The following is a 13,310-nucleotide window of genomic DNA, read 5'->3' as shown; positions in this document are numbered from 1 at the left end:
GGTCAGCACCAGTTGCCGTTTTCGTCCTGGCCAATCGGCCAATACGGCATGCAGGCGACCAGCTTGACCAGTTCCTTCTCCTCCGCGTCGATAAGCCATTGCAGCAGGAAGATTTCGGCGGCCACACCGGCCTCCTCGCCTGCAGCGTCGTTGGCCGCGATGCATTTCAACCAGTAGCGGCGTATGACCCACACCACATTGGGACTGGACGCAGCTCCGGCTACTCGGTCATCGAAGGCTTTCTCCAGAGCCTTCTCGCGCCCGCCTTGACGCTCTTCTTCTGTGGCAACTATATCTGCCCACCAATCGGACGCGACGTCGTAGGCTTCCCTCAGCTCCGCCACATACTCGACGAACAATGTTCTGTGCGCCGGGCTGGCCTCGCCGTGACTGTGGACGGCACGGACGTCCGACGGTGGCGCCACGTCAAGTGGCTGCGCGAGCAGGCGCCTGATGCCGAGTTCGGAACTGTAGCGCGTGATGAGAGCCATTATTCGACCTCGTCTTGGAGATTCATCGCCATCGGCACGAAACACAAACCATCGGTAATGGGCTGGAGCTCCGGCGCAAAATGCCGGACGTTTATGATCAGGATTTCGATAGGCCACTCGAAATTCTGGCTCTTGCCACCGCTGTCGATGCCCCACTTCTCCTCCGGCTCGTCGCCCTCGGCGCGTTGCGCATTGTTCCAGGCAACAATCTCGAGATAATGCTTGCGAAAGATCGCTATGATCCGCGGGTGCCCCGCTATTCCTGTCGGCCAGCGCTTCCAGACAGCCTCCCCTTCCTTGGCAATCAGGTCATCCCACCAATCCTCCAGCTCGGGCTGGATAGCGAGCAATTCGGCGATATAGCTGTCTCTGATTTCCTCTATGCTGCGCATTGGGCGTCATCCAATCTTCACCGGGACGTCGTCAATGAAGTTCTTTGCATAACTCGCTGCCGGGGAGCCTTGCGACGTTGAGCACCTGCCACAATGGGGCTTGACCGATTGTGGCGTCGAAAAATGAGCCAGGAATGCGTCCGGTGATTTCTGCATGTTACATCCGCCCATCTCCCACGCAACGCAAAGAGGCGGTTGATGATCATGGACCATCTCCTGTTTCATTTCGCCCGACGGTGGGGTTGAAACCAGCTTCGAATAGCGGCCCCGTCTGGCTTTTTTGCATTGCCAGCAGGCTTTGCCGTTCACCTTGGCCGCCTGGTCGTCCGTACGTGCGGGACGGTGTGCTACACGGTCATATTTTTGCGCACACTTCGTGGTCTTCTGATCCTTGGTCAACGTAGCCAGGAACTTGTTGAAGGCGGCTGGGTTGATGCAGTTGGGCGGCGGGTCGCTCGCAGTATTCTGGTCCATGGTATCGCCATGGCGGTCGACGCCCTTGCCTTCCGCCTTGACGGCGAATGACCAAAGCTTGAAGACGCCTTTTCCCTTTATCTTGTGGGTAATGACGCCTGCACCGAGGCCTTGTGTGGCCGGTTCGTTACCGGTGCTGGTTGAGATTTCCGATGCATTTTCGATTGCCGTCGGCTCGCCGTCGATCTTGACGCTCTTGGTGCCCTTGGTGAGGTCCGATGACGACAACATGTTGACGTAAGGAACCGGAACAGGACCCGCCGGCGGGGAGGGCGGCGAGAGGCACACGTCGCCCGGGGCGATGCCCTGGCCGTTGCTACCCTTGTGGAAGAAGCCCATTTTCTCGGCATAGACGCTCAGAGCCATTGTCAGAACTCCTGAGGTACGGCGCGCGCCCAACGCATGGCCGGCAGCGCGTTGTCGGCAAGGTCGTGAATGTCGGCGAAGGCGAGTTCACGCACCTCCCAGTCGTCCGTCCAGAACACTATGCGGTCGAGCGTGCTAAATTGCCTTGGCGGCTCCAGCGTCTTCAAGCGCGCAATGATATGTTGCTGGTCCCACAGTTCGTTGACCGCCCACTTGGCGATGTTGGCCATACCCTCGAACCAGGGGTCGGCTGTGTCCGGCATCGCACCGACACCCACAACGGCGAACGGATAGCGGCGACCGACCTTGTCCCGGCTCATGCGCCAGGCTCCGGCGCATGGTTGTTCGCCAAAGATCGCGCCCTGGACGACGAACCGCCAGGTCCGATCGTCAACCTCCTCGTGCTCATCGGGTCGCGCGCGCAATTCCATTGACATCCATCGGTCCCAGCGGTCGATGAATAGCCGCGGCAGGTTCCAGGCGACGAAATCTCCTGTCGCCGGGATTTTGCCAAAAAAGCCGATGATCAGATCTGCGGCGGACATGTAAACTTCTTGAACATTTCGAGTGTGTATGGATTCTCGACGCTGGCCGCCTTGAGCTCGAAGTCGCCCCACATCCCCTTCGTGCCGAGCCGCAGGCTATAGACGTCGGTGAGCTTGGTCGCCGCGAAGCGGCCGCCGCGCAGCATTCTGAGCCAAGCCCAGCTGCCGGTCTCGTTGAGCATCACTTCGGGCGAGCCGTCGACCGGCTGGAAGGCGAGCGAGATCACCCCGGTCCCATCCTTGCCGGGCCACGTCATCGGCTGCGGCCTGGTCGCATTGTTGTAGTAGACGAGGTTCTGGCCATCGAGGTTGAGCGTCACCCGCGCCGCGCCGGGTGCGAGGTCCTTGGGTTCCAGGGTGAAATTCATCACCGGGCCGGTGCCGCCTGGAAACAGGTCGTCGCGGATATGCCTGGCCTGCTCGAACGCTGCGAGCGCCGCCGGGTCGAGGCCGAAATCGGCCCGCCATTTCCACGGCTCGCTGGCGGTGTCGACATAGTTGATCAGATGGTCGTTGATGAAAGCATCGATCAGGCCGGTCGGCCCGAACAGGCGCTGGAAGTCGCGCACGTTGACGTCAACTGCGCTGTCGGCGCTGAATGGATAACGGTTGTTGAGCGCCGCCTGGCAGAAGGGGAGTATGTCGGCCCGCCAGATGGCATTGAGCTCGTTGGTTACAGCCCTTTGCGACAAGCCACTGGTATCGCCGGCAATACCTCCCAGCCAGTCGTTGACCGGCGAGGGCAGGATCTGTGCTTGTCTCGCAACCGCGCCCGTCAGTTCGGCAAGGCCGCCCTGCTTCTTGATCGCATCCTGGGGGTTGGGATTGGCGGTGACCGTCTGCAGAACGTTAGACAGAGCCGTCAGCGCCACGATCGCCGCGTCGAGCGCCGGCGGCTGGCCGTCGACCTGTGCGATGGTGCCTTTGAGCGGCTTGAAATGGTCAGCCACCAGGCTGCCGGTCATGTCCACCTGGTTGGCGGAGCCGGCGCGAGGCAGGAGCTTGGCGCCTGAGGTCACCACCTTGCCGAGCTTGCCAAGCTTGCTGAGCAGCTTCGAACCGGTCTTGGCGGCAGCGCCGCTTTGGCCCTCGGCCGGCGCCTCGTCGGAGCGGGTGAGGTCAGTCTCCTGCACCACTGCCGTCAACAGGCGCTTCAGCGCGGAGTCGGCGCTTGACAGATCCTTGAGGTTCTCACTGGCAATGTTGAGATCGGTCAGCGGTGAAAGCCGCATGTCGCGCAGGAAAGAGTCCCACTGCGCGATATAGTCGTCGTAGTAGAGCTTCAGGATGTCCTGGGAGAGCGCCGAGACCGACGTCTCCGAATTCTCCGCGCAGCCGCCGGCAAACACCGCCCGGTCCAAGGCGGCCTGGCCGGCGACATCCTCGACCCGGTCGAGGACCGCGTCATGGAAGCCGGCATAGGTATAGGGGCCTGGAACGCCGACACGCAGTGTTTTGTCGGAGCGGCGCGCGAACACCTTGGCGCCGTTCGGCCCGGCGAAATTGGCCGGCACCCATTCCTTGACGGCTGCCACTTCCGGGTCGGCCAGGAGTTGCCTGTAGGCGCGCTCGGGCAGCGAGATCGTGCACACAGTCTTCAGCGCCTCTGCGACCAGTTGCTTGTCGGGGGCGATGTAGCTGTCATCGACTGCCATGCGGCCGATAGCGGCAAGCTGGTGCTCTTCGGCGTCGGCCGTGGGGAAGGGCGGAGCCGGCGCGAATTGCGGCAGACTGTTCACCCACCAGTTCTGGACGAAATCGGTGTCCATTTGCGACAGGCCAGTCATCATCCGGTAGGTCTTCAGCGCGCCAAGCATGAAATCCGGATCGCGGATTTGCCGCCACATCGTAGCCTCGAGCAGGGCGACCATATGCGGCTCGAGCACGTTGCGCAGCGCATGGTCGTAGGTATCCGTCTGTGCGCGCATCAACTCCGCCGAAGCGGTCGGCCCGAGCAGGTTGTGGACGCCGTCTGGCGGCGGCGTTCGAGCCGTCGCCACTGCGCCCATCGCCGCCAGCGCGCCATCCAAGGTCGGCTGCTCCACCGCAGCAGGCATGGCGGCCACCTCGGTGAGCGGCCGCTGCAGGGCTTCGAACTGGCCGGCCTGTTCGGCGATCGCATTGCGGTTGTCGAGGTAGGACCAGGTGAACAGGCCGCCAGCCAGCAGAGCCGCGAGCGCACAGGCGGCGGCAGCCCCGCGCCAGATCCAGGCCCGGCGACGCTGCGCCAGGGGATCGAATGTACCAAGGCCGGCCTCCTTGAAGATCACCTCGGTCAGAAGGTTCCTGAGGAAGAAGCTGCGCCTCTCGACGCGCGCCGCCGGCATGGCGCGGCGCGGCGGCAGGCCGAAGGAGGACGACAACGCCGCGGTCAGCCGGTCCATGGGAGCGCCTTCCTGGGTCGCCGATGTTAGATAAAGGCCGCGCAACCAGGCGGCTTCCTCATAGCGGCTTTCGCCGAATATTGCCTCGATCAATGTCTTGATCGGCTCGCCGAGGGTCGCCAGCTGGGCTGGAAAGCGGAAGATCTCGGCGCGCGAGGCGAGCTTGTCTTCGTCTTCCAGGCGTGGCACCAACCTCCGCTCCAGCTCGGTGGCGAGCCTGGATAGCTCCGCCTGGATCGTGCCGGCGTTGACTTGGGCCTCGAGCGGAAAGGTTGTTCCCCACACCTGCTCGCGCGCGCTTGTCGACAAGCCACCGAAGAAGGCTTCGAAGCCTTTGATCAGATCTGCCTTGGTCAGCATCAGGTAGACGGGCAGGCGGATCTCCAGCCGATCATTCAGCTCGGCCAGTCGGCGGCGGATCTTGCGGCCGTGCGCCTTGATCGCTTCCTCGCCCTCCGAGAGCGCGTCGATCGACAGCGCGACAATGACGCCGTTGAGCGCTCGGCGGCCGCGGTGCTTTTTCAAAAGGTCAAGGAAGCCCAGCCATTCCGCAGCATCGACGTCCGGCTGGCTCTCCTGCTGGACGTAGCGGCCCGCGGTGTCGATCAGCACCGCGTTTTCGGAGAAGAACCAGTCACAATTGCGCGTGCCGCCAACGCCTTGCAAATCATCGGTGAGGTCGATCGGAAAATTGAGACCCGATTGGCGCAACGCCGTGGTCTTGCCGGTGGCCGGAGGTCCGACGATCACATACCACGGCATCTCGCGCAGGAACTTGCGTCCGCCGAGCTTGCGCCGCTTGAGCTCGGCCATCACCTCGCCGAATTTGGCCCCGACGGCTGCAACGCTCTCCTCGCCAGGGGTGAGCTGTTTTTCGGCTACCGGAGCTGCGATCTCGGCGACGAACATGCGATTGGCGCGGATGGCGCGTCGCTGCGCGATGATCAGCCAGATCAGCCATAAGATGATCAGTCCGGCCACGATGGCGATGCGCACATTGTCGGATTCGAATGGCGCGTAAGGACCGACCTTTACGATCGGGCCGAACACCCAGATCAACAGCGAAAGCAGTGCAATGCCGATCAGGGTCCACAGAAATCGCGAGGTGATGACCGCCCACAGGAAGCGCAGGATGAACATCTCAGAGCCTCTTCTCGACTAGGACCTCAACGCGCCGGTTGAGCGCGCGGCCCTCGCGCGTCGAGTTGTCGGCCACCGGATCGGTGTCGGCGCGGCCTTCGGAATGGATGCGCCCCTGTGGCACGCCAGCCTGCACCAGGAGGTCTCCTATGGTCTGCGCGCGTGCCTCCGAGAGTCGCTGGTTGCTTGCCAGCGGGTTTGACCGCTGCAGGCGCACATTATCGGTATGGCCGATGATGGTGATGTTTCCAGTCAGCTCCTGGTTGGCGAGGATCACCTTGGCGATCGAGGCGATCAGCGGCTCATAGCCTTGGGACAGTGTCGGCCGGGAGGACTGGAAGAGCTCTGGGTTGGAGGACTGGATGATCAGCTTGGCCAGCGAAACGCTCTCGGTGCCGCTGAGCGCGCCCTTAAGGCCCGCCGGCGCTTCGGCCTTGAATGCGGGCAAAAGCGCGAAATCGACCGCTTGTGGCGGTTCAGGTTCGGGCGCATCCTGCTTTGGTGCGGCGCGGGTAACGTCCGGCCGAGAAGCCGGCGGCAGGGTGCGGACCAGTGCCGACAGTTCAACCGCCTGGCTGCTCAAGCTCACCGATAGGCCGATATAAGCGGCGGCGGCAATGGCAATTGCAGCAAGGGCCATCACCCATATCGGGACGATGAAGCGCTGTGGCTCGTCGGAAGCGATCACGCCTTTCCAGTTCGGCGACAGTGGCGCGCTGTCGGCGTCCGCATTGCGCAGGACGCGCGCGGCTGCCACACGCACGCCATTGAGCGAGCGGTCGCCGGCTCGGCCGGGCACCCGATACTTGCCGCGGAAGCCGAGCGCCAGGCAGTAATACTGAAGCTCCAGCATCTCGCGGTCACGGTTGGGGTGGCGCTCGAGCTCGTCGAGGCGGGTGAAAAACTGGGTGCCGGCATCGACGTCGCCACGCAGCATGACCACCAGCGGCTGGCGCGGCCAGGCGCTGGCGCCGCCCCACGGCGTGTTGAGCGCGAGGTCGTCGAGCAATGCCGCCACGGCCCATGCCGCCTGATCGGCGCGCTCCAGCGAGGAGCCCGCTGCCATAACGGCGTCGCGCGCCTGAACCAACTCGTCGAGCAGGCGTGTGCGCATTGCTTCGGGGTTTTCCGGCGCCAGCGCGCTTTCGAGCTCGGGGGCGAATTCGAGCAGTGGCGCGAAGATGTTGATGAGCGGGTTGGGATGGACGCGCGCCCTCTTGACCGGTGCGCCTGGCGTCAGGGGCGCCAGCGGCCGCGGCGTAACGCCCGCCAGCCTGATGCGCGTGCGCTCGCGATCCTCCGACAGGCCGAAAGGATCATCCCGGCTCATCACCTGTTCACCGAATAGCAGTCGACCTGGGGCTCGCTGTCCAGGACACCGGAAACGCCAATGACGAATCCGGGCGCGTCGAGCAAGGAGGCCCAATGCTCGCTCTTCTGATCGAGCTCCAGGCACAGTCGGTCGCCATCATAAGGAATCTCGCGTGGCTGCGAATGGAGCGGTTTGAGCGGAATGCCCGGCAGGCGCGACTTCCAAAGCCCTTCGAACTGGTCCGCGGCGCCGACTGTTGCCTGGTTGACGAAGATCTTGCGCAGCGCGTCTTCCGAAAGCTCCGATCCGACGCGGATGACGATCCGGCTGGCGAGCAAAAGCTTGGGGTTGTCGATGCGTACTTTCCAGACATTGGTCGCGTGCCGCATGACCGGCAGCGCGCGCGATTTCGGTTCGATGTAGCGCAGGCTGAGGATGAGCGAACGCAAGGCGTCGGCCAGTGCCATATAGGCGGGGCCGGGGGCCATGTGGTCGTAGGCCGGCAGGTCGCCGAGCCGCCGCGAGCTCGAGCCGTAGGTTGCCATCTCGCCGGCGAGTCCGGCAAGTTCGAGATAGAGTTCGGCGGGATGAAAGACATCCTGCGCCAACATATGGGCAAGGCGCGGGCGAGCGGCATTGGCCAGGTGCAGCATCAAGAGGTCTTCTACGCTGCGGCCGGCGCCGCCCATCACCATCTTGCCATGCGCTTCGCCGATTTGCTCGAGGCCGGTGACGACCTCCTGCAGCAATTGCCTGTACCAGTGGACCGCGCCGGTGATCAGCGTCGGCGGCAGGAACGTCTCGTCCAGCAAGATGCCGCCGTCGGCGCGTACACCTTTTATGTCGGCGATCGGCAAGGCGGTATAGCCGCCGACCGATTTGCCGGGCGCAAGCAGCGCCGCTCGCGGCCTTGCGATCTCGATCTCCTCGGGATCGCCGCCACTTTGGACGGCATCGCGCACCGATACGATCTTGCCGTGGTAACGCGCGCCCGTCGACGCCGCATGCGCCGGGTCGAATCCCACGCCTCCGGGGGGCTCGAGCGGCAATGCGACCAGCACCGGCCCAGCGCCCGTGTCGGGCGTCACCGGCAGCGGCTTCGGCGCATCCATCAGGTCGGGAATGGAAAAAGGCGTGCCGTCCGGGAGAATGCCCCGGGCGGACACGATCGAAACCTGACCGGCGTCGAGCAGCGACTGGTCGAGGGTCAGTTGCTGGAACCCGAAAGTATGGAGCTGGCCCGCCCGCAATGCGCCGCGCACCATGCCTTCGAAGAACCGATCCTGCTGCTGGAAGTGTTGGGTCCTGAGAAACAGGCCCTCCGACCACAGCACCCTGTTTGCATCGCTCATGCCGCTACTTTCTGCACGCAACTATAGCTGCCTTGCCGCTAGGCGGAAATGCCGCCCTTGCCCAAGCTGACGTTGACGGTGAATTTCGACCCTGGCGACACCGACTTGGTGGTGCGCCAGTTGCGTCCGCCTGGCTCGCGGATCAGCGCCACGAAGCCGAGCGCCGTCGCGTTCGGCTCGACCGTGATGGTCTTGGCCACCGTTTTGCCAGGCGCAACCGAGATGGCGTCGGAGCCGATGAGGTCGGCACCGAGGGCCGAGCCCGCGTCGCCCTGCAGCGCGAAATAGTCGGCCGAGTTGAACTTGCCGGTGCTGGCAAGCCGCATCACCAGCACCGTTACCGGCCGGTCGCCGCCGCCCGGCCCTGGATTCATCCCCGCACCGCCGGTCACATTGACGGAGATAACCGATGGTTTAGGCGGGCCGCTCTGGCACGCCGCAAGTAGCCCCGTAGCGCCGAGGGCAACGACGAATTCGCGTCTGTCGATCATGTTCTACTCCTCCTCATATGCGTCCCTGAAGTCTGCGCCGATCTCGCCCAGAAAACTCGATTCGGCACTCTGGGCGATGTCGCGATGGCGTTTCTGATAGAGCTCCCACAGCTTGGCGTTGCGCCCGCCCGAGAGCAGATTGCCGATGGCGGAATTGGATTTAAGCTCTTCTTCGATGGCGGCAGGATCAAAACGGTCGATCATGCGTCTAAGTGCCGCCTGAACGCCCCGCCAGGCGCGTACGTGATGCTGTGCAAGGTCCTTCACCGCGTCGCTGATCGCCGCCTCGCCGGAGAGAAAGCCCGGGCTGCGTTCGGAGATGATGGTGACGACGACATCCTCGACCGTCGGCAGGAATTTAAGCGGATTGACCTCGGAGGCGCCGACGACAGTCTGGGCGACGCGCGCGCTTCCCTTCTCCTCGGCGCGTTTGCGGAGCAGCTGCATCAAGCCATCCAGCATCAGCCGGTATTCACGCCCGAATTTTTCCATTTCGGCGATCGCATCGCGCCCGGGAAAATCAGCCTCCTCGACGCCTATGCCGCGCAAGAACGCGGCACGAAGCGCCATATCGCTCTGCGCTGGCTGCGCAGCGGGCGCCGGCTTCGACGCTGGCGCTGCGCGGCGCGGCGCCGGCGATGCGGCTGCCTGCACCGGCATGTCCCAAGGATTGTCGGCACGCGGCTTTTCAACGTGGTGCCGGGCACGTCCTGCCGGATCAGCGCCGTTGGTGACAGGCGGCGCAGCGGGGGGGCCGAAACTGAAATCGTCATCGAAGCTGGCCGGCTTCGCCGGCTGCCAGGACGCATCGTTGCGCGAAGACATGTCACCCAGCCCAAACGGATCCGGCTGACCCGCAGCAGGGCCGTCACCGGCCTGCGGCGTGGCCACCGGATCGAGGCTGAAGGGGTCATCGAAGGCAGGCGAACTGCGCTGGTTCGATGCGCGATCGTAAGCCCCAGGGACAGGCTGCTCGAACGGGTTCGGCAGATCCGCCGGGCGGGGTTTGCGCGGCTCTTCCTCGATCTTGACCGAGAAGAAGTCGTCGCCGCCGATGCTGGCTGGCGTTCGTGCTCCCGGAGGCGACCATGCCGGCGTGGGATGGTTGGCGGCCGGGGCCTGGCCGACTGCGGTCTGGCTCATTTTGGACTGAACCTCGACATGAAACACATAGTCGCCCATGCGCAGCCGCATGCCGTTCTGCAGCCGCATCGACCTGCCAGGTCCAAGAGGGCTGTCGGCTTCGTCGACAAACAATCCGCTGCTCGACGTGTCGGTCACGAAATAGCCGTCCCGGTCGCCCTTGATCGTGCAGTGCGCGCGCGAGACGAACATATCCGGGTCGTCGATCTGCCAGCCCGCATCTGCGCTGCGCCCGATCACCAACTCGCCCTCGTCGAGCCGGCTCTGCCGGACCACTTGCGAGCGGGGGCCCTGTTCCAGGGTCAGCAGCAGGCTCATGCGGCCGCCTCCGGCATTTGCGGCCGCCAGCCGACGATAGTGTGCAATGTCAGATCGTCGGCGTCGCCCATATTCGCGGGCCGTTCCAGCCAGGCCGTGCGGCCAAGCTGGACGGTCCCGACCCGGGGCGGCGGTACGGCATCGCGCGCCAGCACGATGCGCAAATCGACATCGAGCGCCTCGCCGATCATATCGCGCACCGCCTTCTTGAACAGGCCGAGACGCCGCTCGCCAGGCAAGAACGACTTGAACTCGTCGAGGCTCAACGCACCGACGCGCAATTCGATCCTGCTCTGGCGGCTGAACACCCGCGGCCCGATCGTCGCGCCGCGTCCAAGTCCGGCATAGGCCTTGCCGAGACGCGTCTGCAATGGGGTCGGTACGGGGATCCAGGCGGCAACGAACTCCTTGATCCGCACCGGAACCTTGAAGGCGGTGGTAAGGAACAAAGTAAGCCGCTCCACGCCGTCGACCTGACTGGCCAGCGACCCAGCCTGCCGCAGTCGCACAGCGTCGAGTTCGGGATCCTGCGTGCCGGGCAGGCCGATGCCGGACATGGCCTCCAGCATGGCGCGAACGCGCCCGCCGACGGAACGCTCGACCTGCACCGCTGGATGCGCGTCGGCCCAGGCGCGGTAGTAGAGCGCCATCATGCGGTGCTGCAGGATGTTGACGAAATCGACGAAGGTCGTGTCGCTGGTCTGCTCGGCGTCGGCTCCGGTGAACCAGCGCTGCGAAAGCCGATCGAGCACCCAGCGCGTCAGATGCAGCGGCATCGGTCCTTCCGGTCCAAGCAGCCCCAGATTGGCGACGGTCACCCTTGCCAGGGCCTTGTCCCCGCCCTCCTGGAATTTGACGACGTCGCGCGCCGAGAAGCTCAGCCGCACATGCTGGCCCAGCCTCGCCGGCTCGCGCTCGGCCGTTCCGGAATGGCCGAACAACCCGCGGCGCTGCTCCAGCCGTCGCAGCAACTCGAAAAAGTCGAAGTCCTCCGACAACATTTCGGCCGCGACCGTTGCGGGCTGCGCTAGATCAGGTAGCGATTGCCGGGCGTCATCGGCCATGGCACATCCTCCTGCTTCTGCAGCAACCGCGTACGGGTCCGCACAAAACCGTTTATCCCCGCATGGCGGGCGAACAGCCGCGAAAGCAGGGCCGAAAGCAGCAGTGAGCTTTGCCCCGCCAGCACGGACTGGTCGACATGCAGCGTTACCTCGGTGCCGCGTCCAAAACACATTGGCCCGTCAATCTGCAGCCGCTCAATCACCGGGCGCGAATCGATGCGCACGATCGAATGCACGTTGCGGGCAAGGGCCGGATCGCCCCGATCGGCATAGAGGTCGAGCAAGGCATGCAGCGGATCGACACCCCGGCCTTCCTTGGCAAGGCTGAGGAAGTTGAGCGAGAGCTGGGCCACCAGACGCCAGGCGAGATTGTCGGCGCGCGATTCACCTTCAGCACCGCCCGGCAGGGATGCGGGGATGGCCGGCTGCGGCGGCCGCAGCGCTCCAAGCAAGCGCACCGCTTCGACTGGATCTGCCGTCTCCAGCGTCAGCGTCGGCGTGTCGTCCAGGATCGGCAGGTCGCGATTGGTGCAAAGCGCCACGATGCCGAGACGCTTGACCAGCCGGTTTGGCACGCTTCCTGCCGGCCGCGAGACGGCGATAAAGACGTCGTCGCCGGTGTAGGAGGTGCGGGTCAGGCCGTCGCGCCGCTCGTCCTCGGTGGCCCGGCGCGGACGCCGCTCGGTCGAATAGACCCAGCCGCTGCCGCGGTTCTGCCCGAGGCTGAACAATTCGGGAATGGTCGCCTCGCTGCTTTCGGCGTCGGCGTCCTCAACCTGGGTGACCCGGAAGATCTCGAAATCCCGCGCCCGGGTGCGGTCGGCATGCAGCACCTGACGGGTTTTGCGCGGATCGATCTCGATGTCGTTGCATTCGCGTTCGAAGAGATTGATGACCGGCGTAACGAACAGCTCGAAATCGGCAGTCGTCACATCGGCGAGTTCGGGCACCGCACGGCGGAACAGGAAGATGATCTCGACCGCCGCCTCAGATGTGCGCACCACCGGCTGGAGGCCAGCGACCCGTACGTAATGGAAGCGCTCCGGGATCATGAAATATTCGCGCAGAAGCCGATAGCCCTCGAAGGTCGCACGGGTGCGTGGCATCAACGCTTCGTCGTCGCGAATGCCTATCATTTCGGGGTCGGGCAGCGCTGATAGCGGATTGGCCTTGCCCTGCGCGCGCGCGCCGAGCGCCGAGCAGGCGCCGAAGATTGCATCGAAAAGCACCGGCGCCTTGGCGCGACCGGCGAAATAGAGGTCGAGACGGTCGAGCGACAAGTCGCTGAGCTTGCCTTTTCCTGTCCGGGCGAGCGTGACCCGGAACGCCGCCTCTGCGCGCACGTCGCCGATCGGCGTGATTGCGGCGGCGGCGAGCGCGCTGCGGTCCTGGAAATAGCTGACCGAGGTGACGGCGATTGGCCACAGCGTCACCTCCTGCGCGGTGGTAAAGGTGGAGCGCGTCGAAAGCCCTGGATGCAGGGCAGAGACCAGTCGTGCGCCGCGCGCGATGGCGTGACCTGCGAGCATCGACTGCACTTGCTGGCCGGGTTTCAGGACCGCCATCGCCGTCGCGGGCGCCGGCGCGACCAGATCGGGGTAAAGCACTTCGAGCACGGCGCGCGAGAAGCGCGAGCGCTCCGCGTCGACCTTCAGACGGGTCCGCGCTGCCAGGAAGGCGACGCCGTCGAGCAGGCGTTCGACGTAAGGGTCGGGACATGGGACCGTGTCGAGGGAAAGATTGCGGGCGACAGCCGGATGCATGTCTGCGAATTCCGCCGCCAGGGCGCGGATATGGGTCAACTCCTCTTCGTAATACTCCACAAAGACCCGATCCAT

Annotated in this window: 11 protein-coding genes; all 11 read right to left on the bottom strand. The window is 64.5% G+C overall.

What is annotated here, in order from left to right; translation table 11 throughout:
* Positions 1-2: 2 nt before the first annotated feature.
* Genes FJ543_RS23730 through tssF form a run of 11 tightly spaced genes read right to left on the bottom strand, consistent with a single transcriptional unit; the run spans position 3 to position 13,310 of the window.
* Positions 3-491, bottom strand: coding sequence for a hypothetical protein (locus FJ543_RS23730; RefSeq protein ID WP_140877613.1), 489 nt, complete (start codon positions 489-491; stop codon positions 3-5).
* Positions 491-883 (bottom strand): hypothetical protein, encoded by a 393-nt coding sequence (locus FJ543_RS23725; protein WP_140877611.1) that lies wholly within the window; start codon positions 881-883, stop codon positions 491-493. The genes FJ543_RS23730 and FJ543_RS23725 overlap by 1 nt, the downstream gene beginning before the upstream one ends.
* A gap of 6 nt (positions 884-889) precedes the next feature.
* Positions 890-1,723: a PAAR-like domain-containing protein gene (locus FJ543_RS23720; protein WP_140877609.1), complete on the bottom strand. Its 834-nt coding sequence runs from the start codon at positions 1,721-1,723 to the stop codon at positions 890-892.
* Positions 1,724-1,725: 2 nt separating this feature from the next.
* Positions 1,726-2,268: a type VI secretion system-associated protein TagF gene (gene tagF, locus FJ543_RS23715; RefSeq protein WP_140877607.1), complete on the bottom strand. Its 543-nt coding sequence runs from the start codon at positions 2,266-2,268 to the stop codon at positions 1,726-1,728.
* Positions 2,250-5,792 (bottom strand): type VI secretion system membrane subunit TssM, encoded by a 3,543-nt coding sequence (gene tssM, locus FJ543_RS23710; protein WP_140877605.1) that lies wholly within the window; start codon positions 5,790-5,792, stop codon positions 2,250-2,252. Before tssM ends, tagF begins: the two co-directional genes overlap by 19 nt.
* Before the next feature lies 1 nt (position 5,793).
* Complete coding sequence (gene tssL, locus FJ543_RS23705; protein ID WP_140877603.1) at positions 5,794-7,122, bottom strand: type VI secretion system protein TssL, long form; 1,329 nt, start codon at positions 7,120-7,122, stop codon at positions 5,794-5,796.
* Entirely contained in the window at positions 7,122-8,456 is a 1,335-nt protein-coding gene (gene tssK, locus FJ543_RS23700; RefSeq protein WP_140877601.1) for a type VI secretion system baseplate subunit TssK, read from the bottom strand. The genes tssL and tssK overlap by 1 nt, the downstream gene beginning before the upstream one ends.
* Before the next feature lie 38 nt (positions 8,457-8,494).
* Entirely contained in the window at positions 8,495-8,947 is a 453-nt protein-coding gene (gene tssJ / locus FJ543_RS23695) for a type VI secretion system lipoprotein TssJ (protein ID WP_140620055.1), read from the bottom strand.
* 3 nt (positions 8,948-8,950) lie between these two features.
* The gene (tagH, locus tag FJ543_RS23690) at positions 8,951-10,408 is read right to left on the bottom strand and encodes a type VI secretion system-associated FHA domain protein TagH (RefSeq protein WP_140877599.1); all 1,458 of its coding nucleotides are present in this window, start codon (positions 10,406-10,408) and stop codon (positions 8,951-8,953) included.
* Positions 10,405-11,472, bottom strand: a complete 1,068-nt coding sequence (gene tssG, locus FJ543_RS23685) for a type VI secretion system baseplate subunit TssG (protein ID WP_140877597.1) — start codon at positions 11,470-11,472, stop codon at positions 10,405-10,407. Before tssG ends, tagH begins: the two co-directional genes overlap by 4 nt.
* The gene (gene tssF, locus FJ543_RS23680; RefSeq protein WP_140877595.1) at positions 11,436-13,310 is read right to left on the bottom strand and encodes a type VI secretion system baseplate subunit TssF; all 1,875 of its coding nucleotides are present in this window, start codon (positions 13,308-13,310) and stop codon (positions 11,436-11,438) included. Before tssF ends, tssG begins: the two co-directional genes overlap by 37 nt.

The organism is Mesorhizobium sp. B2-5-7 (assembly GCF_006440875.1).
Classification (GTDB): Bacteria; Pseudomonadota; Alphaproteobacteria; order Rhizobiales; family Rhizobiaceae; genus Mesorhizobium; species Mesorhizobium australicum.
Note: the sequence above shows the minus strand (reverse complement) of the source record. Positions and strands in the feature narration are given on the sequence as shown.